Genomic DNA, 21,914 nt, shown 5'->3' with positions numbered 1-21,914 from the left:
AAGGCTATGCGGATCGAAGAACAGGTGGAAAGCCGGATGCGTGACGGTACCGTGCTGCGAACGGATGTGTACCGCCCTGATAAAACCGGGAGCTGGCCGGCACTGCTGCTCCGGCTACCGTACGATAAGTCGAGCCGGCATTACCGGGAAACGTTTGTTGATGTCTGGCGCCTGACCGCCGCTGGTTATGTCGTTGTGATCCAGGATGTGCGCGGCCGGTTTGCCTCTGGCGGGGTATTTTATCCATTTATATATGAAGCTGCAGACGGCTATGACGCTGTAGAATGGGCGGCTCGTCTTCCGGAAGTGAACGGGAAAGTCGGCATGATTGGCATGTCGTATCACGGCTTTACCCAGGTGGCTGCAGCCGCTGAACAGCCGCCATCGCTGCAGGCAATTGCGCCGATGATGGCGTTTGCGGACGGCTGGATCACCATGCGGGGCGGCCAGGGCGTGTTTGAGCTCGGCAAATGGCAGACGTGGGTCGCTGAATCAATGCTGCCGGATCACCTGGAGCGGACGCAAGGAGCTGAGGGTCTGGCACGCATCAGCCACTATCTTGAGCATTTGCCGTATTGGCTTGGAAAAGGGGATCCGCTTGTGTGGCCTCCAATCACCACTGCTGGCATGCCGGCGTACTACTCGGATTTTCTGCTTGGCAGTGTTTCTGAAGCCACCAGAGAGCGGATGCAGATAAAACCGGAGCGGATTAAAGTGCCGGCGCTGTTTCTGGCTGGGTGGTACGACTGCTTCCTGGAGGAAACGATCGATTTATATCAAAGCACGGCCGGCCCGGCAGAACTCTGGATCGGTCCCTGGACGCATGAGGATCAGAGCGGCCGGGCGGGGGATGTGTTTTTCCCGGATGCCCGGATCGACCGGACCGCGTTATTTCTTCAGTGGTTTGACCGCTGGCTGAAGGGGAAAAAGGCCGCACCCGACAATCCCGTGCACTACTATGTGATGCACACCGGCGAATGGCGGGGCAGCTGGGAAATACCCCGCGGGCAGACAGAGGCAGTGTTTTACCTGTGCCAGGACGGCCGGTTGGTTGTGAAAGCGCCGGGGCAGGCTTTTGGGCACCGAGTGGAACATGATCCGAAGGATCCCGTGCCGACAAACGGCGGAAGTATTTTAATGAGCGGGTTTCCAGCGGGAAGCTTTGACCAGCAGCATGTACAAAAGCGAAGCGACGTGCTGGTTTATACGAGCGGTCCGCTGGCTGAAAACTGGGAAGTGTCCGGTAACGTGCAGGCGTGCCTGCAGGTGAATGCGAGCTGCCCACAGCTCCCGATTGGCCTTCGGGTGAGTGAGGTAAAACCTGACGGGACCTCCTGGAATGTAGTGGATACCGTGCAGGCCCAGCCGCATGCAGACGGGGAGCTGACCATTAATATTGGCAGAACAGCGTATCGTTTTTCAGCGGGAAACCGCCTGCGCCTGGAAATATATTTAAGCAGTTTTCCGCGTATTCAGAGCGGCGCCACTCCTTCGTGGACAGAGGTGCGCAGTGCTTCGCAGTTAAGAATAACTGCTGAGAATTCTCCCCGTTTTTACAATTAATGCATAGATTTACGGGTGGATGGGAATAAGCATAACACGCATTCCATATACTTAATAAGGAGGCGTGTAAATAATGGAACTATACAAAAACATTCTAATCGGCGTACATCCAACGGCAGGCGTGCCGGAGCATGTAGTGCACAGAGGCTGTGCTTTAGCTGAGCTCCACGGGGCAGATCTACACCTGGCTGCGATGGTGGAGGAAAAAGGCTACGGCCCGTTTGCCCGCTATGAACCAGACGTGTTGAAAAAAGCAGAGGATGAAGCAACCGAAACGCTGCAGGAAGTTAAACGGAAAGCAGAATCCCAGACTCACGGGAAACTCAATGCAAAGCTGATTGTCGAGCACGGGGCACCGACGCAGACCCTCATGCAGAAGGTGGTGCCGGACTACCAGATTGATCTGGTGCTGCTTCCGCAGACGAGCAAAAACAAGATGGACCGCACGCTGATGGGAAGCTTCTCGGAGGCCGTCATCCGTTCGGCTAACTGCGATATATTGATCGTAGACAGCAAAGGAGAATAGCCTGGGCCGGAAGCAAAGTGCTTCCGGTTTTTTTACAGGTTAATTTATACCTACTTGCATACTGCTTTCTTGAAAAAAGCAGAATTGCCGTAACGGAAACAAAAAGCTTTTGTAATAGAAGAAAAGCATGTCGCTGTTCATGATGACAAAGAAGATTTACGAGATTCATTTGTAAGGCGCGAGTCACAGGGTATAAATATATTAAGTAAAAAACAGAGGAATTGTTACGGGAATTTATCAGCCATTAGTAATAATTACATAGAAATTACAATGTAATTACAATTAACTAATAAGCTTGAAGTCCCCCTCCCCCGTCCGTTATAGTTCTTGCTGTGAGAGAAATTCAAACAGTTGGGGGTATTCACATATGTTTTCTGTACGTCAATCGATGAAATGGGCCGGCGGACTTGCACTTGGAACAGGCTTGCTTACAGCAGCGCCGGCCGTGTCGGACGCAGCAGACTTATTAAATAAAGGGGACCGCGGGGACGATGTATCCGAAGCCCAGGCCGTGCTTGAGGATGAAGGCTATTACGATTACGCGGTAGACGGCATTTACGGTCCGATTACGGACAGCGCCGTACGCAGCTTCCAGAGCGACCATGGTCTTGTGGTGGACGGCATTATCGGACCAAACACCCGCGCAGCACTTGACGACATGGACAGCGGGGAAGCGGTGGAAGGAGCTTCCACATCCGAATCGTCTGACAGCAGCTCTTCGGAAGAATCCACAAGCAGCAGTGCAGACAGCGGCGGCGAAACCATGACTATGGAAGCTACTGCTTACACAGCTGAATGTGCTGGATGCAGCGGTATTACTGCCACAGGCGTTAACCTGAATAAAGACCGCGGGGCTGACGTTATTGCTGTAGACCCGGACGTAATTCCGCTTGGATCTACCGTAAAGGTTGAAGGCATGGGCACATATGAAGCGGCGGACACCGGCGGCGCCATCAACAACGACCGCATCGACATTCACGTACCGACAAAATCTGATGCTTATGCATTTGGACGCCAGGATGTAGAAGTAACAGTGCTGGACTAATCAATAAACGACCGAACCCGTCTTTCCAAACAGGAAGGCGGGTTTTTTTATCTGTTGAAAGCCGTAAAAAGAGCAGCGGCCACCGGCCCTGCTCCTGTCACCCGACTTTCGTATACGGATAAACGTCACGTATGCGCCGGTAGTGGTATTCGCCGGCAGAATCCGAAGCCATTAAGCCGCGGAAAATATGCTCGGGCACGCCGCGGTAGTCATAGACGTTGCCATCGGTAAACTCAACACGAAGAAGCTCGCTGAATGGATCATAGCCGGCCTGTGCTAAATGACTCGATTGAATGCGGTACATATCCATCAATCTATGCTCCCTTCAGTTAAGAATCAAGGAACTTCTGCTGGAGATTGTACTTACAGAGTTTTTATATCGGAGGATTCAAAGTCGTTTAGGCGGAACATACAGTAGGCAAGCGTGAGAAATTCGGGAGTAGTCACGCACGAATCCTGGTTTTTTTTGACGGCGGCGGAAACTTTCCAGCCGGAATTCTTAAACGTTATCGTGGCCACAGTCGTTTTTTCACACCTTACGATCAGCTGCTCGTGGCGGTTCTGGAAAATTTCGAGCTGTTCATCGTCAATACGCCCTTTAGCGTGAAAGCGAAAATATGGAAAAAATATTTGATCCCGCAGCTCAATTTCTGCTGCTCCGCTGCAAGGCTGAAACATGTAATGATAGCGGAGGCGGCGGTGCATCTTGCTTTTTTTACGCCCATGGCCATTCTCGTGCGGCCATGGGTATCCTTAAACCGGTACGCGTCCCCGGTACGCATATGATCGGTATTAACATCAATGGATTTGGCGTCGGCCCGCTCGAGCAGACCGACTGCTTCCCCGCCATGGTTATAGACTGGAACTGAATTGTGGGAGGAAAAGAAAAGTATATCGTTAAAGACCCATTCCTGATTCTGCATAGATGCTGCCCCCCTTTATGGTTTGCGCGGTATGCGCCCAAACCACCCCGCTGGTTATCTATGTATATATACGCATCCAAAAAGGGCATAGTTTCACTTGTCGTTGTCATTATTTCCCGTTTTTGCTGTTGGACAAACTTTCAAGGAAAGAAGGGACAACTGGAAAGCACATAAAAAATTATGCGATACTAAAGGTAAAGGAGGCAAAATAATGACGACGGTAATCGAATTATGGAGACAGGCGCTGCTGGAACGGGAGGAGGATGCAGCCATTCTCACGGATCCGGCTAACATATACTATGCGAGCGGTTTTTACTCGGACCCGCACGAGCGGCTTTTAATGCTTATGATTTTTCAGGAAGGAGAGCCGGTGCTTGTGTGCCCGGAAATGGAAAAGAGCCTGGTAATAAACAGCGGATGGCAGGGAGGCATAGTCACCTACAGGGACAGCGAAGATCCGTGGGACAGCGTTAAAAAGATGTTTCATAAACAACTGCCCAATCCTTTCCGGATCGCGGTGGAAAAAGCTCATTTATCCGTGGCCCGGTTTGAAAAGCTGCAGCTTATCTATCCTGGCGTGCGTTATACCGATTTTGAACGTGTGGTGGTGGAGAGCCGCCAGGTTAAATCACGAGAGGAGCTGACACACATTCAGCAGGCAGTGGATATTGCCGAACAGGCTCTCAAAGCTGTCGCAGCCGGACTTCAGGAAGGAGTGACAGAACGGCAGGTGGTCCATCAGCTCGAAGATGCGATGAAGCGGGCAGGCGCAGACGGAGCGGCATTCGATACGATTGTTTTGTTTGGAGAAAAAAGTGCCTATCCGCACGGTGTGCCATCAGAAAATCCGCTTCAAAAGGGCGATTTGATTTTAGTCGATCTTGGCGCCCGGTACGGACGCTTCTGCTCCGATATCACGCGCACCTGGGTGTTTGGAGGAGCGGATGAAACATCGCAGCAGCGCCTTAACCTTGTATCTCAAGCAAAAGCGGCGGCAATTAAGGCGTGCCGTCACGGCGGACGAATAGGGGACGTGGATAAAGCGGCTCGGGACGTGCTCACCAAAGCAGGGCATGGGGATCATTTTATTACCCGCGTTGGTCACGGCATGGGCATGGACGTGCATGAGGCGCCCTCAATTCATGGGAATAACGATGATCTGCTTGAAGCCGGAATGGTGCTTACGATCGAGCCGGGTGTCTATATCGAAGGGTGGGGAGGCATCCGGCTGGAAGATGACGTGGTTGTTGGTGAACACGGTGGGAAGATTATGAACCGGCTGGAGACACTTTTGGATATGTAATAAGCACATGGGAAAAGGGCCTACGCACGTTTAAAATGCGCAGGCCCTTTTTGTTTTTTACGCACGGCTGTACGTATCAATAAAAGCGGTCAGGGAACGGAACGTCTGCCGGGCGGCAGGCTTATCCATCATAAATTGGTATTCGTGCTCCACCGGTAATTCATCTTTGTCGTAGAAAATGTCCCGGACGGGCACACGGCGGCTTAGCAGGGCAGCAAGCTTTCTCCCCTGGGCGTCAAACGAGTTTTTGTTGCCGTCAGTAATAAACGTTGGCGCAAACTTTTCCGGCGGGCGCTGCAGCATGGATATTTCTGTAAGGGCCGGAGCCTCCTCCCAGTTATAGGTGCCGATGTAGGCCCAGCCAATACGCTTAAATAGGAAGCGGTTGAACCAGCCGAGCGGAGCTCCCGCAATCTGGCGAAGATCATACGGCCCGCAGAACAGCAGCACTCCTTTAATATAAAGCGGGTCAATATGCCGCCTTACCGGCACCCACGGGGAATATCCCTCGTTCAGCTGGATGGCTGCATACTGAGAAGCAATCTGGGCTCCCGCAGAGTCGCCGGCGAAAAAAATATTGGTTAAGTCGATGTTGTAGTCTTCGGCGTGCTTTTTGATGTAACGATACGCCTCATCAAGCTGAATTAATGGAGCAGGATAAGCGGCAGTCGGGGCGAGAGCGTAGTTAATATTAATCACATTGTAGCCGGAGGCCGCCAGGTAAGTAGCATACTTGGAAGTGTCCTGCTTGTCGCCTCCCACGTAAGCCCCGCCGTGCATCCAAAAAATGACTGGCGTTTTTTCTTCTTTTTTTGTGGTCAGGATAATATCGAGCCGGCCGTTGCGGTATTGGGATTCATAATCAATATCCTGATACTGTACCGTTTGCTCTGCTGCTTCAGCAAAATCGGGGGCTTCGGTTTCAAGCCCTCCTTTAAAAGCCCGCTTGACGTACCAGGCAGCAGGCCGCGGCGAAAAGAATGCATAGGCAGCTGCTGCAGCGATCAGCCCGCAGGCGCTGAGTCCTGCTTGTTTGGCGAGTTTATGCATAAACATCTTCTCCTTGTATAGGTTTTGTAAACGTTAACTTCTACGTCCATTAACATATTCCCTTCAAAGGAAAAATTTAGACATTATTTTATTCAAAAGAAAGTTTGAATGAAAAGGAAGAAGTGGTATAATATACTCAAAGGAATATTTGAATATAAAAGATAAAGAAACAGGAGGAGACAATATGGCACATGGAGGGCACAGCCACGACCATGGAACAACAAACCAGACCGCCCTGAAATGGTCGTTTATTTTAATTACTGTATTTATGGTTGTTGAAGTGATCGGCGGCCTGTGGACAAACAGCCTGGCGCTCTTATCCGATGCGGGGCATATGCTGAGTGACTCGGCGGCTCTTGGGCTCAGCTTTGCGGCAATATGGTACGGCAGCCGCAGCGCGACTTCGTCGAAGACTTACGGCTACCGCCGGTTTGAAGTGCTGGCCGCATTTATCAACGGCCTCGCGCTTCTTGTCATTGCGGTATATATTATGTACGAAGGCATTCAGCGCCTCATGGATCCGCCGTCAGTTATCAGTACAGGGATGCTTATCGTGGCCGCCATCGGCCTGATCGTCAATATCATCGTTGCCCGCATTCTTCACAGCGGGCATAACCATGAAAATTTAAACGTGCGGAGTGCGTTTTTGCACGTGCTGGGAGACCTGCTCGGCTCGGTCGGTGCCATTACAGCGGCAATTTTAATCATGCTGTTTGGATGGAGTCTTGCTGACCCGATTGCAAGCATGCTCGTGGCAGTGCTTGTTTTTATTAGCGGCCTTCGGGTGCTGCGGGACTCGGTGCACGTATTAATGGAAGGCACGCCGGAAGACATCAATACGAAGCAGGTGAAAGAGGACCTGCTGACTATCGAGCATGTCAAGGATATTCACGATCTGCACGTTTGGTCGATTACGTCGGATTTCCCTGCGCTCAGCTGCCACCTGGTCGTGGAGGAAGGGACGAGCCAGCAGGAGGCACTAAAAAATGCCAACGAGCTGCTGCACCGGGAATACGGCATTCATCATACGACAATTCAAATCGACATGGAAAACCGCGATATTTGCGAAGATACGATCTGTAATTAAAAAAACCGCCTTTTGTAAGGGCGGTTCATTTTATTTAAAGGCACGTTTTAACGCGTGAATGATCGTGGTCCATGCTTCGAGCGCGGTTTCTTCATTTCCCATGTGCGTAAATCCGTGACTGGTCGCAGAAAATGGGTAATGCTGCACAGCAACGCCGGCTTTTTCCAGGCGGTTCACATATTGCGTCGCCTCTCTGGCGAGCGAATCGTATTCAGCAGTAATAACGAGTGCCGGAGGCAGGTCTTCGAGCTCTTCAGCATACAAAGGGGATGCGTAGGGATGACGGGCATCCTGCGGCGTCTGCAGGTAGCTGTCGTTAAAGATTTGGGCGATATACGGCGGGATGGCGGTCGAATAGGCCGGCTTCTCGTAGGGATCGGTCTGCAGGTCGAGTACGGGATAGTCGAGAACCTGGAGCTTTGGAAGCTTATGACTGGTATCGCGCAGCATTAAGCTTGCCGTAGCTGCAAGGTTGCCCCCCGCACTGTGTCCGCCGAGCACATAGTTATTCATCTGCAGCGAAAGGCGGCCGGCATGGGCCATAAGCCATTCAATTATCTCAAACACTTCAAGTACGGTTGCCGGGAAGCGGGTCTTCGGAGCCAGATGGTAATCTACGTTCACTACCACACACGGAGTCTCAGCGGCAATGTGTTTGCACCAGCCCTCGTCTTCATAAGCGCTGCCCATCACAAACCCGCCGCCGTGCAGATTAATGTATACCGGATGTTTTTTGGAAACATCTGCCATCGGGTAATAAATATGTACCGGGGTTACGCCGGGAGTTGTTTCGACCAGGTAAGAGGTAGTGCTGACCGTGTCCGCTGCCGGCGGGGTGATGTATGACTGGGACTGCTGGCTGACCCGTTTTTGAAAAGAACGCAGCATCGCTGCCTGTGTAGCCGTTTTCCATTTGGTCATAGGTACCTGCTTCCTTTCCTGAAGGGGTTAAAAATCGTATTCCTGTTTTTATGTAAAAATAAACAGGACACGCCTGCGTAAGGCGCGTCCTGCTTTAAATTTCTTTTTCATTCTGCTGGCTGAAGGCTTCTACAATCAGCCAGATGCCGGTGAGGATGTGCATAAACATACCCACAACCGGGATATAGCCGACGACGGAGGTGATAATGCCAAGAATGTTGCCGCTTTTCTTTTGTTTGTCATAAATCGATGCGATAAGAGCGATGATATGGACTACTAGCATAATCTGCAGTGGCAGATAGCCTGTGCCGAAAATAATAAGCCCGCCGATGATCGGAATGCCAAGAAATAGTTCGATCCCGCCGGTGACCCATTTGAGTATCCGGGACGTCTCCATGGACGGATGCCTCCTTATTAATATGCGTATACCACTATACGTCTTTTCCCCGGGAAAGGTTTCATTACGCATGCAGACGACGGAGGGCCGATTACTATGGAGAATAAAAAATCAATGTTAAAATAAAAAGAGTATATTATTATGTACCAATTTTCCCCGTTTCACGCAGGAAGTAAACTGCGTTCTTCTGTACCAATTCCAGACAAGCATTTTGGCGCGGCCGCCGTTTTCCTGCTTTGGCCGTGTGATTTTTCCTTACCAGGATACCGGATAACTATAAAACATAACGTATGAAGTGTATGCGTCATGAAAGGAACGAAACATATTGGATTTTTTAGAAGCAAATAATGGGGTGGTGCTGCTTGTCGGTTTGCTGCTGGTAGCCGGCATTATTGTTGCTAAATTCTCGAACCGGCTTGGGCTGCCCGCTCTGGTACTGTTTATTCTGATCGGTATGCTTATCGGCAGCGATGGTTTGGAAATCATTTATTTTGATAACGCGGAAGTAGCCCAGTTGGTTGGTATATTTGCCCTTGTCATCATCCTCTTTGAAGGGGGGCTGCAGACAAAATGGGCGACGGTGCGACGGGTGGCGGCGCCTTCAATTTCACTTGCCACTGCGGGTGTATTGATTACATCCGTATGTATTGGAGGAGTGGCGTATCTGCTGCTCGACTTTACCTGGTACGAAGCACTGCTTCTCGGGTCGATTGTCGGCTCCACTGATGCGGCTGCCGTTTTTGCTGCTTTAAAAGAAAGAAATATTAAAGCCAAGCTTGGGGCCACGCTGGAAGCAGAATCGGGCACAAACGATCCAATGGCTGTTTTTTTAACTATTTCTTTTATTGAACTGCTGACCAATGCGGATGCCAACATATGGATGCTCATTCCTTCATTTTTCTGGCAGATCGGTGCGGGGATCATTTTCGGGCTGTTGGTCGGACGCTTCGCGTCGTTTGCGATTAACCATATCGGCCTTGAATCGAGTGGCCTGTACCCGATTTTTTCAGTGGCATTTGCGCTTCTGGCCTACAGTGTGACAGCAGCCATTGGTGCAAGCGGCTTTTTGGCGGTATACGTAGCCGCGCTTGTGATTGGCAATTCCGAGCTTACATTCCGCTACTCGATCTTTCAATTCAATGAAGGGTTCGCCTGGATGAGTCAGATACTTATGTTTATTATTCTTGGCCTGCTCGCCTTTCCAGGACAGGTGTTTACGGCAGACATCATGCTTGCCGGTATTGCGCTGTCCTTTATCCTGATGTTTATTGCAAGGCCGCTCGCTGTCTTTATATCTACGGCATTTCTCGGCTATACGCTGAAAGAAAGAACATTCTTATCATGGGCAGGGCTGCGCGGAGCAGTGCCGATCGTTCTCGCGACGTTTCCCGTGGTCGCCGGACTCGACAATGCCCAGCTGATTTTTAACCTCGTATTCTTTATCGTATTGACCTCAGCGCTGATTCAGGGGTCAAGCATCTCCTATGTGGCAAAGCTTCTGCATCTGGTAGGGCCGAAAAAAGAAATTCCCTACCATTCTATCGAGCTTGTAAGCATGGGCTCAGCGAATGCGGAAATGGTACAGTTTGAAGCGAGCGAAGAATCAGCGATTGTCGGTAAACAGCTGTATGAAATTAATTTTCCCAATGATGCCACTGTGAGCGCGATGGTGCGAAACGATGAACTTGTGACGCCCGGAGGCAATACAGAGATCCAGGAGGGAGACTTTCTGTACATTCTCGTTTCCAGGCAGCAAAAAGATGACCTGCGGCGGCTGCTGAACCGAAAGAAGCATCCTGAGCCAAAAACGACGCCATAACGGCCCGCTGTTCTCCTGCAGGAGAACAGCTTTTTTCATGCAGGGGAAGCGCTTGCATGAAATTTATTGATGCATCAAGCTTTCATTTGTTTTCAATCAGCTGTGATTTATATTAAGATGAAGGACGTGTACTACTAGGGAAAATAATGTAAGAACTGAGGCGAGAAAAATGTCCATTATTGATATAATTACACCGGTGTTTATGATGACTGTGTTGATCGCAATCGGTGTGATCACCTCTAAAACGATTGATGTATCGGTGGAAACGCGCCGTTTTATTTCCTTTACAGCTATTAATTTTGCGCTGCCAGCCGTGATTATGTACAGCATCTTTCAGCTCGACTTCAACAGCTCCACCTGGTCGTCGTTTGCCATGATCTACTTATGTGCACTCGGGCTCACGTGGACAGGCATGGCTGTTGGCTACGGGGTTGGCCGTTCCTTTCATTATACAGACATAGAAGCACGGCAGCTGGCAATTGTTGCAGGCTGCAGCAATTCGGGATTTATCGGCATTCCGCTCATTACCATTTTGTTTGGTCCCGAAGCGGGGTCTTATGCGGCCGTCTATGATGCCGGCACGACGACAAGCGTATTTACGATTGGTATTCTGCTTTTGAAGCCGGGGCGGTTTTCGTTCAAGCAGCTTACATCAATTCTGAACACGCCGTTCTTAACACTTGTATGCTCTGTACTGCTTGCATCTGCAGGGCTCGTTATTCCAATGTTTTTCCTCGAAACAGTAAATACAATATCCGGGCTCGCGGCTCCGCTTGCGATGATTTTGATCGGTCTGCTTATACCTACCATTACCTCCGCTAATTGGAAGATGGTGAAAACAGGGTACAAGCGTTTCATTGGCTCTGCCGTAGTCGTAAAGGTGCTTGCCGTGCCAGCTATTGCCTGTCTGTTAGTATGGCTGCTTCCGATTCCGGAGCTTCTAGGTAAAATTATTATTGTCCAATCCTCCATGCCGACCATCACGCTGGCGGCGGTATTATTTGAACGCTACGTGCACGGAAGGTCTAACCAGCTCGGAATTGTTGCGTTGATCGCAACGACCGTATTCAGCCTGCTTATGCTGCCTTTGACCGTCTTTGTAGCGCAGCATATTGCCGGTTAAACCGAAGCGCCCGGGGCTTCGGTTTTTTGAAAGGAAATTAGTTAAACTTTTAGTTAATATATTTTATATTTTTAAACTCACCAGCGATTTATTTCTAAGAGAAAAGAAAAAATGATTGTAAGCGGTTAATAATTTTGATAAAGTAAAGTAAATAAAAATATGAAGTAAATTTTTACTGAAAGGAAAGGGTTGTGATGGCTACTATTAAAGATATTGCTGCCAGGGCTCAAGTGTCTGCGGCGACGGTGTCCCGGGTGCTGAACCACGACGAAACACTCTCGGTTTCCAGGGACACGAAGGAAAGAATTCGCCAGATTGCCCAGGAGCTTGCCTACGTACCAGTGAAGGCCCGAAAGAAAAATGACAGGAAAAGAAAAATGAGAATCGGGATCGTTCTAAACCAGCCAAGCGACCTGGAAAAAGATGACCCGTACTTTTATCCAATCCGTCAGGAAATTGAAGAGGAATGTATGCGCCAGGGGGTGGAGCAGGCACGAATTTTTTATTTGCCGACCATTCAAAATGACCCAGCCGTGCAGGAAGTCGATGCCTTCATTTTGATTGGGCGCATTCATGAGGAAGTGGCAGATTTTCTACAGCGTAATCAAAAACAGGTCGTATTTATCAGCCATTCGCCAAACGATGAATATTTTTCATCAGTAAGCATTGATTTTTCTCAGGCAGCCGGGAAAGTGATGCGCCACCTGATTAATCAAGGCTATAAAAAAATCGGTTATATTGGAGGACAGGAGAGAGAGAATGGTTTCCGGAAGAGAGTGGCGATTGAAGATAAGCGAGAGACCGTATTTAAAGAGCTGATGGATGCTGCCGGCTATTCCTACAAAAATAATATACACATTGCCGATTTTACAATGGACGACGGCTACCGGATGGGAAAAAAAGCAATTGATCAGGGCAGCCTGCCGGAGGCATTTTTTATTGCCAGTGACCGGATGGCCATGGGGGCGCTCCGGGCTTTCCAGGAGCATGGCATCCGCGTGCCGGAAGACGTGGCAATCGGAAGCTTTGACGGCACGGAGCTTGCCCAGTATGCGAGTACTCCGCTCACAACGGTTAGCATCCCAACAAAAGAGATGGGCCGGATGGGAGTGCGCAAGCTGTTGACGACAGAAGAGGGCGATCTCCCGATGAGATGGGTACTGCCGTCCAGGCTTATTGTACGAGAAAGCTGTGGGAGCCGAATAAACAAGCTTCTGGAGTCATAGGAAAAGGGATAAGCCCTTTTTCTACTTATATTTGAATGCGCTTACAAAAATTAAAGGAGGAAGACAAATGTCAAAGTTAACGTTTATTGGAGCCGGGAGTACTGTTTTTGCTAAAAATATCCTTGGAGACTGTATCGTTTCCCCGAAGCTGCAGCATCTCGAGGTTGCCCTCTATGATATTGATGCAGAGCGGCTGAGTGACTCCGAGCAGATGCTGAACCATTTGATTAATACTTATGAAAGCAGCATCCGGGTTACAGCACATAATGACAGAAGAGAAGCCCTGCGCGGAGCTTCCTACGTCGTTAATGCCATTCAGGTGGGAGGCTATGAGCCCTCTACTGTTATTGATTTTGAGGTGCCAAGAAAATACGGACTTGAACAGACAATTGGCGATACAAACGGAATTGGCGGTCTTTTCAGAAATCTGAGAACTATTCCTGTCATGCTCGGAATTGCTGAAGATATGCGGGATGTGTGTCCGGATGCGCTGTTTATGAACTATACGAATCCGATGTCAGCACTGACAAAGGCTATGACAGAACATGGAGGCATCCGCACTGTCGGTCTCTGTCACAGTGTGCAGGTGTGCGTGCCGGAGCTGTTTGAACTGCTCGGCATGGATGATGAAGGCGTCAGTGCTAAAATTGCTGGCATTAACCATATGGCCTGGCTGCTTGAAGTGAAAAAAAATAGAACTGACCTTTATCCTGAAATTAAGCGGCGCGCCAGGGAAAAACAAAAGGAAACGCACGGGGATATGGTGCGCCTCGACATGATGGAGAAGTTCGGCTACTATATTACCGAATCTTCGGAGCATAATGCAGAGTATTATCCATATTATATCAAGAGGAACTATCCCGAACTGATTAACAAATTTAATATTCCGCTCGATGAATATCCGCGCCGTTGTGTGCAGCAAATCGAAGAATGGAAGCAGCAGCGCGATCAATTTGTCGAAAACGAGCAGCTGACGCACGAGCGCTCGAAGGAGTACGCCTCGTATATGATCGAGGCAATAGAATACAACGAACCGATTGTGATTGGCGGTAACGTCATGAACACGGGTGGATTGATTTCCAACCTGCCTGAGGAAGCGTGTGTGGAGGTGCCGTGTGTTGTAGATGCAAACGGAGTTACTCCAACTTACGTAGGCAAGCTGCCGGAACAGCTCGCAGCGCTGAACCGCAATGTCATCAACACGCAGATCATGAGCGTGGAAGCAGCTGTTTCCGGTAAAAAAGAGCACGTCTACCAGGCTGCGCTGCTTGATCCTCATACAGCTGCAGAGCTTTCGCCGGATGACATTATCGCTATGTGCGATGAACTGCTTGAGCGTCACGGAAACTGGGTGCCGGTCCTGCAGTAACAAATATATGTAAAAAAGCACCGGAGCGCTCCGGTGCTTTTTGTATGGGACTATTCGTCTTTTTTGATGGCCCGGCCCTGCAGATCGTATTCGCGGTAACCGGTATTGGCTTTGAATAGTACTTTGTCGTAGCGTCCGGACTGCGCTTCTTTGGAAACAAGCGTCCCAATCCAGCCGCCGAGAAAGCCAAGCGGCACGGATACGATGGCCGGGTTCGTGAGCGGAAAAATTGCCTGGGCGGCGATAAATGCGCTGCCGTCCGGGTTCATAACGTTCGGGCTGATAATTACCAGGCCGACCGAGCTGACCAGGCCGACCGCAATCGCGGTGATGGCGCCGTTTGTATTAAAGCGTCTCCAGTAAATCGTATACACAATTACCGGCAGGTTCGCACTGGCGGCTACACAGAAGGCGAGTGCTACGAGAAAGGCTACGTTTAAATTCTGGGCAAAAATTGCCAGCGCAATGGAAAGAACAGCAACTGTCAGGGAAGCGGTACGGGCTGCGACTACCTGCTCGCGCTCGGTCACTTTCCCTTTTTTAATAATTTGTCCGTACAGATCGTGGGCGAAGGCGCTGGCTCCGGAAAGCACGAGCCCTGCCACAACGGCGAGAATCGTTGCGAAGGCTACAGCACAGACAAAGGAGAACAACAGATCACCGCCAAGGGCCTGGGCGAGAAGCGGTGCGGCCATGTTGCCGGCCGGGTTGGCAGCGATAATGTCCGAACGGCCAACAAAAATTGCAGCGCCAAAGCCTAAGCAGACTGTAAGGATGTAAAAGATACCAACAATCCATGTAGCAGTAACAACTGAGCTGCGGGCTGTTTTCGCGTCTTTAACAGTAAAGAAGCGCATCAGAATATGTGGAAGGCCGGCTGTACCGAGGACAAGCGCCACCATCAGGGATAGCGAATCCAGCGGCAGTTTATCCTGCTGGCCCGGATTCAGGAAGTTCGTGCCGGCCGGTGTCGCCTGGCCTGCTTCCCGGAACATGGCAATGACGTTAAAGTTAAACTGCCACAGCACCATGATGGAAATAATCAATGTACCAATCATGAGTAGTACAGCTTTCGTAATCTGGACCCAGCTGGTAGCAGTCATGCCGCCAAACAGTACATAGGTAGTCATCATCACACCTACTAAAATAACGGCCCAAAGGTATGGGATGCCAAACAGCAGCTGAATTAATGCACCAGCCCCTACAAGCTGGGCAATCATGTAAAAAATGACGATGGTGATCGTACTGAAAGCCGCCGCGCCGCGTATTTTTTTCGCATCAAAGCGCGCATTCAGCATGTCCGCAAGCGTGTACTGGCCAAGGTTACGGAGCGGTTCAGCGACCACAAACATAACGACGAGGTAGGCTACCAGATAGCCGATACTGAAAAGGAAGCCGTCAAAGCCGTATAGCGCAATGGCACCGGCAATCCCAAGAAAGGAAGCGGCTGATAAGTAGTCCCCGGAAATCGCGAGGCCGTTCTGCCAGCCGGTCAGTCCGCCGCCGGCTGTATAAAAATCACTGGCCGAGCTCGTTTTTTTCGCTGAATAGTATGTTATTACGAGGGTAAGGCTGACTATTGCAAGAAATAGAATAATGACCGTGGCATTCATGAATGATCCCCCTTAGCTTTGCGTTCTTCTTCCTCGATGATAGCTTCGGCATCTTTATCAAATTTTGCAGATTTGCGTACGTAGAGAATACAGAGCGTCCAGGTCATGGCAAACTGGGCAAACGCAAGTATCCAGGCCCAGGTAATCGGTCCGATCGCCGAATTATTGAGTACGTCTGAGGTGATTATTAAAACAGGAAGAGATAAGTAAAATAGCAGAAAGAACACCGTTAAGGGAGCAATGAATTTTCTCTTTTTCGACATGAGTTTTTTGAACGCAGGGTTTTCGACGGCTTCAGAGTATTTCACTCCGCCTCCGGAAGTAAAGGTTTCGTCGGTTGCTCCAGACTCTTTTTTAACAGCCATATTTTTTCCTCCTTTTTCAAATAAAATGCAGTTAGCGTAAATGGGATCAAAGAATCGACAGCAACGAAATACAACAGAAAGGAAGGAGACAAATTAAACTTATAATATGAAAGCGCTTCCGTCAATCAAAAATGTCAGAAAAAATCCAAAATTGTTGCATAACAGTAGGTGCAGGACATAAAATAGTTCAAAACTACTAGACATTAACTCGTTTGTTAAAAAATTTTTCATGAAAATAGGCTGGAAACACATGATCCGTTATAATTAAGCGTGAGTGAAAGGAAGGGTTAAACGTGTGGGAAAAGCAGTTTGAAAGTGAAAAATGGATAAAACAGCAAATTGCTCAGTTGTACAACAGGGTGAACCAGGAGATGTACGAGGTTGGAGTAAAAACGTTAAAGGTGGAACTGTTACAAAACAAGTGTATTATTTTCGCGGAACACAAGCGTGTGCCCGCCCTTCGTGCGCTCGAACAGGGCAACAGGGCACTGGCAGAACAGGTGGACGCAGCGCTCGTGGACGAATTCAAAAAACGGCTGCACCATCTGCTGGTAAAGGAGCTGGAGCTGCCGGTACGCACTGTATTAAAGGATTTTGACCCAGCTTCAGGCGCCGCATCGACAGTGATCTATCTAAATGAAAAAGAGCGTTAGATTATATGACATCTTTCCTTACAGACGGTCGGGATAGAAGTAGAATAAATACAAACAGTTAAGAAGAAGGCCTGCTGTAGACCGGCGGTTCTTCTCTTTCTATCCAGACGGAAGCTTGATTCCTGTTAGACGGGGATGAAGAGGCCGGAGAAACACAGGAACAGCCGCCTGTGCCTTTCTCCGGCTTTTTTTATAAAAGGAGTGAAAGATATGGACCACTTGCATGATATTATTCCGGAGCTCTCTGCAGAAGAAAAGCAAGTGCTGGCCACGATCAGGAATGTGGAGGGGTCGGCATACCGGAAAGAAGGCACGACTATGTTGTTAAAGGCAGATGGCAGCTCTGTCGGCATGCTGAGTTCGGGTTGCCTTGAAGGGGATTTGCAATGCCGCATCGAAGACGTGCATGCCAAGGGCCCCCAGGCGGTTTCATATGATATGCGGGGATACAGGGAGCTGTCCTGGGGAGAGGGCACTGGATGCAACGGAGTGATTGAAGTGCTGCTTGAACCGGTAACGAAAGCACTTGCTACTTCGATGCGCCGTATGCACGCTGCCGTGAATCAGGGAAAAACGGTGCTTAGGTGGACTGCGGCCGCCGGCGGCGGCTGGTTCGTTTGCGGGGAAGAGCCGGACGAGCAGGCAAAACAGCTGGCTGCACAGGCCGCCGGTATGAAACGCGGGAGTGGCCGAAGCTCTATTTCAGATGGGCAAGGCGAAAAAATATATGTCCAGACGATCCGCCCGAAGCCAAGGCTGTTTATTTTCGGAAGCGGCCCGGATGCACGTCCGCTTGTACAAATGGCTATGCGGTGCGGGTACGAGGTTACGGTGCTTGACTGGCGTCCGGCCTATCTGGACGCTGTGAAAAACGAAGTGCCGGAGGCCCGGCAGATACCTGGTTTCCCCGATGAATGGTGGAGGAGCACAGCGTTCCGCAATGGGGACATGGCAGTAGTCATGACCCATCACTTTGAAAGGGACAGAGAAGCACTGGTCCATCTTTTGCAGGAGCCGATGGCCTATATTGGGGTGCTCGGTTCAAAGACGAGAACGAAACGCTTGCTGCAGACAGAGGTGCTGCCGGAGATTATTACAACTCCCATCGGTTTATCTATCGGGGCGGAAGGACCTGAAGAAATTGCGGTGAGCGTGGTCGGACAGCTGATTGCCCTTCAGAATAGCGCAACAGCTAACGAGGTGATGGCATGAAAACAGCAGTCATTTATTTAGCTGCGGGGAAGAGCTCCCGCATGGGACATAATAAACTGGAAAAGCCGTGGAAGGGCACAACGCTTGGAAGCAGTGCGCTGCAGCAGGTGTTAACAAGCAGCGTGGACGAAGTGATTGTCGTAACAAATCAGTCTTTATGGATAGATGACAGAATATTCGGACGATGCAAAAGTCCTGTGCGTATAGCAGCCAGCCCGCAGGCAAGGAAAGGACAGGCGTATTCTCTTCGTGCTGGCATGAATGAAGCGGTGCGCCTCGGAGCAGAGGCGGTTCTGGTGGTGCTTGCTGATCAGCCCGGTTTGAAAGCTGAAACGATCGACCGGTTGATCGCGCAGGCCCAGACGCACAGTTGCGATTTTACAGGCATGTGGACCGGCCGGCATTACCAGCCGCCTATGCTGTTCAAACAACAGATGTTTGCTGCACTGCAGAGTGTGGAGGGCGACCGCGGGGCTGCTTCAATTCTACGGGAAGCGTATGTATGGAAGGGGCATCCGTATGGGGGCTTTCGTTACCTGGAACAGTTCGACGTCGACACTGAGGAGGAATACAGATGGCTGCTGCAAATCAATCAGTAATGCCGGTTGTATGGATGCCGGCAACAGTGCAGGAAGCTTTTGCATTGTACGAGGAATATTTTCCTGACGTGGAATGGATCGCCGGAGGCACGTGGCGGCAGATCGAGCGGGAAAAAGGGACGGCATTTGCTGGAAATATAATTGCACTTGAACAGGTTTCGGAGCTAACGTCTGTGCACGAGGAAGAAAACTACATGCGGATCGGCGCCTGTATGACGCTCGAAGAGTTAATACAGGAACCTTACATTTCCCGGGAAATACTCGGAGAAGCGCTGCGGCAGATCGCTGCTCCGGCTGTACGCACGCGTGGCACCATAGGCGGCAATATTATGTATGGTCATGGAGATGCGCTGCCGGCACTAATGGCGCTGCAGGCAGAGCTCGAAGTTTGGAATGGCAGGTCGTATGCCCGCCTTCCAGTGGAAGAAGCGGCTTCCTATGAAGGGACATTCCTATTAACGGCTGTTCTGCTGCCAAAAACGCCAGAAGCCAGTGCGGGCGATGTTCATTTTTTTGAAAAAATCGGCCGCCGGGAAGCATTTACCGCTTCGCTTCTTGCTGTAAGCGGCTGCGCCCGCAGGCAGGCAGGCGGAAGCTGGAAAGCAAGGCTGGCGCTAGTGGGTGGAAAAGACGCTCCGGTGAGGCTTCGCCGTGCAGAAGCATGTGTGGCCGAGTCCGGGTGGACGCCGGAAGCGTTTTTTAAGGCGCTTGAAGCTGATTATCAACCGGGGGATGAACCATTTTCTTCAGGGAGCTACCGCCTGCAGGCAGCTGCCCATTTATTTTTATCCCGCCTGTGGCTCGAAGATAATGCAGAAAAAGGAGGGGTGCATAACGTATGAAGCAGCCAGAATACCAGCGCCGGCCGGACGCTGAGCCCAAAGTAACCGGCTCGTTGAAATATTTAACCGACCGCTTTGAAGACCATATGCTGATTGGCAAGGTGATGAGAAGCAAGCACCCGCACGCCCGTATTAAAAATATTGATACGTCAGCGGCCGAAGCAATCCCGGGGGTTTATGCAGTGCTGACTCATAAAGACGTGCCGGGGTTAAACCGCTTTGGTATCGTTATGCCGGACCAGCCCGTTTTTTGTGAAGACAGAGTGCGCTATACGGGCGATGCGGTAGCCGCTGCAGCAGCAGAGTCAGCCGAAGCAGCAGAGAAAGCTCTGGCGGCTGTCGTAGTGGAATACGAGCCGCTGCCTGTACTTGATTCTGTCGAAAAAGCCCTGAGTCCCGGAGCGGAACAGCTGCACGAAATGGGAAACATTCTGCATGAAGCTTTCTATACACGCGGCGATCTGCAGCAGGGCTTTGCCGACTGTACCTGTATTGTTGAAGAAACGTATCAGCTGCCCCGCCAGATGCACGGCTATATGGAAACGGAAGGCGGAGTGGTAGTCCCAGGACAGGACGGCGGCATTTCCGTGTACATGGCTACTCAGCACGGATTCAAAGATCGTTTTCAGCTGTCAAGAATTCTGGACACTCCGGAAGAGAAAATACGCATCATTTCGAGTCCGATCGGAGGCTCGTTCGGCGGCAAGGATGAGCTGAACCTGCAGCCGTACGGAGCACTGCTGGCCCTGAAAACCGGCCGGCCGGTCCAAGTGCATAACACCCGGAAAGAATCGGTACGGGCGGGACTAAAGCGCCACCCAATGGCGATTACGATGCGGACTGGGGCAGATGAAAGCGGACGCGTACTCGCGCACGAAACGACAATTTATGCTGATACCGGGGCGTATGCCACGCTCGGTCCGGCCATTCTGGAATTTGCTGTCGAACATGCCAGCGGGCTGTATCCAATCCCAAATATTAAGACGACCGGCGTTTCCGTGTTTACGAATAACGGCGTAGCTGGAGAGTTCCGGGGATTTGGCGGCAACCAGGTGACGTTTGCGCTTGAGGGACAGATGGACCGGCTGGCCGAAAAACTTGGAATGGAAGGCGGACAGCTGCGTTTTATAAATATGAGGAAACCTTCAGATGCCGGGCCGCTTGGGCAGGAAATCGCCCCGACGGATGGCGGAAAGATGGTGCTTGATGACGTTGCCGCCTGGCAGCAGCTGCCGCTGAGTAATACGGGAGAACCCCCGTGGTTAAAAAACGGCCGGGGAGGCGCTGTTTCCATGCATGGAGGCGGTCTTGGCTACGGACGGCTGGACCCTTCTGGTGGACGGCTCGCGCTTACGAAGGAGGGCAAGCTCGAGGCTGCTTTTGGTTTTGAGGAATGCGGACAGGGCATTGTAGCCGTGATTGAAACGGTGATGAAAGAGGCTTTTTCCTGTAATGACGAAGATATTGAAATCACGATCGGTGATACAAGCAAAGTACCGGTTTCCGGTTCAACGACTGCTTCACGAGGCACGGGGATGATCTGGACAGCGGTGGAAAACATGAAGGCCTTATTTAGCAGGCAGCTGCTGACTGAAGCATCCAGGGTAACCGGGACCGCAGCGGCGGATTTGTACCTGGGTGCAGGGGGCATCCATAAAAGCGGCACAGAGTCTTCGCTCTTTTTAAGCTACAAAGCGCTGGCGGAGTATGTACAGGCCGGAGATATTGAGACGCATACCTCGTTTGATTTTCCAGTGACGCCGGATGAAATTGACTCCGGTCATTATTTGTATTCCTTCGGCGGCGTGAGTGCAGAGGTAGAAGTGAACCTTTTGACCGGCGCCGTACGGGTACTTGACCTGAAACAGTCGGTGTCCGCCGGGCCGGTTGTGTATCCGCAGGGGTACAGGGGACAGATTGAAGGCGGCGGCATCATGGCGCTGGGGTACACGCTGATGGAGGACGCCGTGATGGAAGAAGGACGCTATCAGACAGAAAATTTCGATACGTATTTAATGCCGGGAGTAAAGGATCTGCCGGATAACGTGACAGTAAAGCCGCGTGAAGAAGTAATGGAAGGGGACACATACGGACCTAGAGGCGTAGGAGAAATAGGAACAATTGCCGTGGCGCCGGCCATCGCTGAAGCTATTTACCAGGCAATTGGCGCCCGGCCAAAAAAGCTTCCCGTCTCAAGAGAGTGGATACTACATCAGATTCAGCAAAGGGGGCTTCTGCCTTGGAACAAACCAGAAAAGATGCTCGGGGGATAGAACAC

The 21,914-nt window shown here is 50.7% G+C and carries 21 protein-coding genes; 14 read left to right on the top strand and 7 right to left on the bottom strand.

The window, feature by feature from the left end; all coding sequences use genetic code 11:
- Positions 1-6: 6 nt before the first annotated feature.
- From CHL76_RS01045 to CHL76_RS01035, 3 genes are all read left to right on the top strand, one after another.
- On the top strand, positions 7-1,563 hold the full coding sequence (locus tag CHL76_RS01045) for a CocE/NonD family hydrolase (RefSeq protein WP_094907584.1): 1,557 nt from the start codon (positions 7-9) through the stop codon (positions 1,561-1,563).
- Positions 1,564-1,636: 73 nt separating this feature from the next.
- Positions 1,637-2,089 (top strand): universal stress protein, encoded by a 453-nt coding sequence (locus CHL76_RS01040; protein ID WP_079474846.1) that lies wholly within the window; start codon positions 1,637-1,639, stop codon positions 2,087-2,089.
- Positions 2,090-2,456: 367 nt separating this feature from the next.
- Complete coding sequence (locus tag CHL76_RS01035; protein ID WP_186807332.1) at positions 2,457-3,134, top strand: peptidoglycan-binding protein; 678 nt, start codon at positions 2,457-2,459, stop codon at positions 3,132-3,134.
- Between the two features lie 97 nt (positions 3,135-3,231).
- On the opposite strand, the gene CHL76_RS01030 is transcribed toward CHL76_RS01035, so the two are convergent.
- Positions 3,232-3,444: a KTSC domain-containing protein gene (locus CHL76_RS01030; protein ID WP_079474848.1), complete on the bottom strand. Its 213-nt coding sequence runs from the start codon at positions 3,442-3,444 to the stop codon at positions 3,232-3,234.
- 232 nt (positions 3,445-3,676) lie between these two features.
- Positions 3,677-4,057: a hypothetical protein gene (locus CHL76_RS01025; RefSeq protein WP_094907583.1), complete on the bottom strand. Its 381-nt coding sequence runs from the start codon at positions 4,055-4,057 to the stop codon at positions 3,677-3,679.
- A 211-nt stretch (positions 4,058-4,268) separates the two neighbouring features.
- Here CHL76_RS01025 and CHL76_RS01020 point away from each other — a divergent pair, with 211 nt between their 5' ends.
- The gene (locus CHL76_RS01020; protein WP_094907582.1) at positions 4,269-5,360 is read left to right on the top strand and encodes a M24 family metallopeptidase; all 1,092 of its coding nucleotides are present in this window, start codon (positions 4,269-4,271) and stop codon (positions 5,358-5,360) included.
- Between the two features lie 57 nt (positions 5,361-5,417).
- Here the strand turns inward: CHL76_RS01020 and CHL76_RS01015 are convergent, their stop codons facing one another.
- On the bottom strand, positions 5,418-6,410 hold the full coding sequence (locus CHL76_RS01015; protein ID WP_158219022.1) for an alpha/beta hydrolase: 993 nt from the start codon (positions 6,408-6,410) through the stop codon (positions 5,418-5,420).
- A 184-nt stretch (positions 6,411-6,594) separates the two neighbouring features.
- Between CHL76_RS01015 and CHL76_RS01010 the strand changes: the two genes are divergently transcribed.
- Positions 6,595-7,497 carry a cation diffusion facilitator family transporter gene (locus CHL76_RS01010; RefSeq protein ID WP_094907580.1) on the top strand — a complete coding sequence of 301 codons (903 nt, stop codon included), beginning with the start codon at positions 6,595-6,597 and terminating at the stop codon, positions 7,495-7,497.
- A gap of 30 nt (positions 7,498-7,527) precedes the next feature.
- Here CHL76_RS01010 and CHL76_RS01005 read toward each other — a convergent pair whose 3' ends face one another.
- Positions 7,528-8,418 carry an alpha/beta hydrolase gene (locus CHL76_RS01005; RefSeq protein ID WP_094907579.1) on the bottom strand — a complete coding sequence of 297 codons (891 nt, stop codon included), beginning with the start codon at positions 8,416-8,418 and terminating at the stop codon, positions 7,528-7,530.
- A gap of 94 nt (positions 8,419-8,512) precedes the next feature.
- A complete protein-coding gene (locus tag CHL76_RS01000) occupies positions 8,513-8,815 on the bottom strand; it encodes a hypothetical protein (RefSeq protein WP_079474854.1) in 303 nt (100 codons plus the stop codon).
- Positions 8,816-9,137: 322 nt separating this feature from the next.
- Here CHL76_RS01000 and CHL76_RS00995 point away from each other — a divergent pair, with 322 nt between their 5' ends.
- From CHL76_RS00995 to melA, 4 genes are all read left to right on the top strand, one after another.
- Positions 9,138-10,634 carry a potassium/proton antiporter gene (locus CHL76_RS00995; protein WP_094907578.1) on the top strand — a complete coding sequence of 499 codons (1,497 nt, stop codon included), beginning with the start codon at positions 9,138-9,140 and terminating at the stop codon, positions 10,632-10,634.
- A 169-nt stretch (positions 10,635-10,803) separates the two neighbouring features.
- Positions 10,804-11,757 (top strand): AEC family transporter, encoded by a 954-nt coding sequence (locus CHL76_RS00990; protein ID WP_079474856.1) that lies wholly within the window; start codon positions 10,804-10,806, stop codon positions 11,755-11,757.
- Between the two features lie 194 nt (positions 11,758-11,951).
- The gene (locus CHL76_RS00985) at positions 11,952-12,983 is read left to right on the top strand and encodes a LacI family DNA-binding transcriptional regulator (protein WP_094907577.1); all 1,032 of its coding nucleotides are present in this window, start codon (positions 11,952-11,954) and stop codon (positions 12,981-12,983) included.
- Between the two features lie 67 nt (positions 12,984-13,050).
- A complete protein-coding gene (melA, locus tag CHL76_RS00980) occupies positions 13,051-14,352 on the top strand; it encodes an alpha-glucosidase/alpha-galactosidase (protein ID WP_094907576.1) in 1,302 nt (433 codons plus the stop codon).
- A gap of 50 nt (positions 14,353-14,402) precedes the next feature.
- On the opposite strand, the gene CHL76_RS00975 is transcribed toward melA, so the two are convergent.
- Together CHL76_RS00975 and CHL76_RS00970 are read right to left on the bottom strand one after the other, a co-directional pair.
- Positions 14,403-15,965 carry a solute symporter family protein gene (locus tag CHL76_RS00975; protein ID WP_079474859.1) on the bottom strand — a complete coding sequence of 521 codons (1,563 nt, stop codon included), beginning with the start codon at positions 15,963-15,965 and terminating at the stop codon, positions 14,403-14,405.
- Positions 15,962-16,330, bottom strand: a complete 369-nt coding sequence (locus tag CHL76_RS00970) for a DUF485 domain-containing protein (protein ID WP_079474860.1) — start codon at positions 16,328-16,330, stop codon at positions 15,962-15,964. Before CHL76_RS00970 ends, CHL76_RS00975 begins: the two co-directional genes overlap by 4 nt.
- A gap of 293 nt (positions 16,331-16,623) precedes the next feature.
- On the opposite strand from CHL76_RS00970, the gene CHL76_RS00965 reads away from it, so the two are divergent.
- From CHL76_RS00965 to pucD, 5 genes are all read left to right on the top strand, one after another.
- The gene (locus CHL76_RS00965) at positions 16,624-16,983 is read left to right on the top strand and encodes a Na-translocating system protein MpsC family protein (protein ID WP_094907575.1); all 360 of its coding nucleotides are present in this window, start codon (positions 16,624-16,626) and stop codon (positions 16,981-16,983) included.
- A gap of 210 nt (positions 16,984-17,193) precedes the next feature.
- Positions 17,194-18,195: an XdhC family protein gene (locus CHL76_RS00960; RefSeq protein WP_158219021.1), complete on the top strand. Its 1,002-nt coding sequence runs from the start codon at positions 17,194-17,196 to the stop codon at positions 18,193-18,195.
- Complete coding sequence (locus tag CHL76_RS00955) at positions 18,192-18,794, top strand: nucleotidyltransferase family protein (RefSeq protein WP_079474863.1); 603 nt, start codon at positions 18,192-18,194, stop codon at positions 18,792-18,794. Before CHL76_RS00960 ends, CHL76_RS00955 begins: the two co-directional genes overlap by 4 nt.
- Positions 18,770-19,636, top strand: a complete 867-nt coding sequence (locus CHL76_RS00950; protein ID WP_094907573.1) for an FAD binding domain-containing protein — start codon at positions 18,770-18,772, stop codon at positions 19,634-19,636. The genes CHL76_RS00955 and CHL76_RS00950 overlap by 25 nt, the downstream gene beginning before the upstream one ends.
- Complete coding sequence (gene pucD / locus CHL76_RS00945; protein ID WP_094907572.1) at positions 19,633-21,909, top strand: xanthine dehydrogenase subunit D; 2,277 nt, start codon at positions 19,633-19,635, stop codon at positions 21,907-21,909. Before CHL76_RS00950 ends, pucD begins: the two co-directional genes overlap by 4 nt.
- Positions 21,910-21,914 lie beyond the last annotated feature (5 nt).

The sequence above is a fragment of the Marinococcus halophilus genome (genome assembly GCF_002265875.1).
In the GTDB taxonomy this organism is placed as follows: domain Bacteria; phylum Bacillota; class Bacilli; order Bacillales; family Marinococcaceae; genus Marinococcus; species Marinococcus halophilus.
The sequence above is the reverse complement of the archived record's forward strand: the minus strand, read 5'-3'. Positions and strand labels throughout refer to the sequence as shown.

Coding starts and splice junctions, on each gene's coding strand:
- CHL76_RS01045 (WP_094907584.1), top strand. CDS start 7: ATGCGGATCGAAGAACAGGTGGAAAGCCGGATGCGTGACGGTACCGTG.
- CHL76_RS01040 (WP_079474846.1), top strand. CDS start 1,637: ATGGAACTATACAAAAACATTCTAATCGGCGTACATCCAACGGCAGGC.
- CHL76_RS01035 (WP_186807332.1), top strand. CDS start 2,457: ATGTTTTCTGTACGTCAATCGATGAAATGGGCCGGCGGACTTGCACTT.
- CHL76_RS01030 (WP_079474848.1), bottom strand. CDS start 3,444: ATGGATATGTACCGCATTCAATCGAGTCATTTAGCACAGGCCGGCTAT.
- CHL76_RS01025 (WP_094907583.1), bottom strand. CDS start 4,057: ATGCAGAATCAGGAATGGGTCTTTAACGATATACTTTTCTTTTCCTCC.
- CHL76_RS01020 (WP_094907582.1), top strand. CDS start 4,269: ATGACGACGGTAATCGAATTATGGAGACAGGCGCTGCTGGAACGGGAG.
- CHL76_RS01015 (WP_158219022.1), bottom strand. CDS start 6,410: ATGCATAAACTCGCCAAACAAGCAGGACTCAGCGCCTGCGGGCTGATC.
- CHL76_RS01010 (WP_094907580.1), top strand. CDS start 6,595: ATGGCACATGGAGGGCACAGCCACGACCATGGAACAACAAACCAGACC.
- CHL76_RS01005 (WP_094907579.1), bottom strand. CDS start 8,418: ATGACCAAATGGAAAACGGCTACACAGGCAGCGATGCTGCGTTCTTTT.
- CHL76_RS01000 (WP_079474854.1), bottom strand. CDS start 8,815: ATGGAGACGTCCCGGATACTCAAATGGGTCACCGGCGGGATCGAACTA.
- CHL76_RS00990 (WP_079474856.1), top strand. CDS start 10,804: ATGTCCATTATTGATATAATTACACCGGTGTTTATGATGACTGTGTTG.
- CHL76_RS00985 (WP_094907577.1), top strand. CDS start 11,952: ATGGCTACTATTAAAGATATTGCTGCCAGGGCTCAAGTGTCTGCGGCG.
- melA (WP_094907576.1), top strand. CDS start 13,051: ATGTCAAAGTTAACGTTTATTGGAGCCGGGAGTACTGTTTTTGCTAAA.
- CHL76_RS00975 (WP_079474859.1), bottom strand. CDS start 15,965: ATGAATGCCACGGTCATTATTCTATTTCTTGCAATAGTCAGCCTTACC.
- CHL76_RS00970 (WP_079474860.1), bottom strand. CDS start 16,330: ATGGCTGTTAAAAAAGAGTCTGGAGCAACCGACGAAACCTTTACTTCC.
- CHL76_RS00960 (WP_158219021.1), top strand. CDS start 17,194: ATGGACCACTTGCATGATATTATTCCGGAGCTCTCTGCAGAAGAAAAG.
- CHL76_RS00955 (WP_079474863.1), top strand. CDS start 18,192: ATGAAAACAGCAGTCATTTATTTAGCTGCGGGGAAGAGCTCCCGCATG.
- CHL76_RS00950 (WP_094907573.1), top strand. CDS start 18,770: ATGGCTGCTGCAAATCAATCAGTAATGCCGGTTGTATGGATGCCGGCA.
- pucD (WP_094907572.1), top strand. CDS start 19,633: ATGAAGCAGCCAGAATACCAGCGCCGGCCGGACGCTGAGCCCAAAGTA.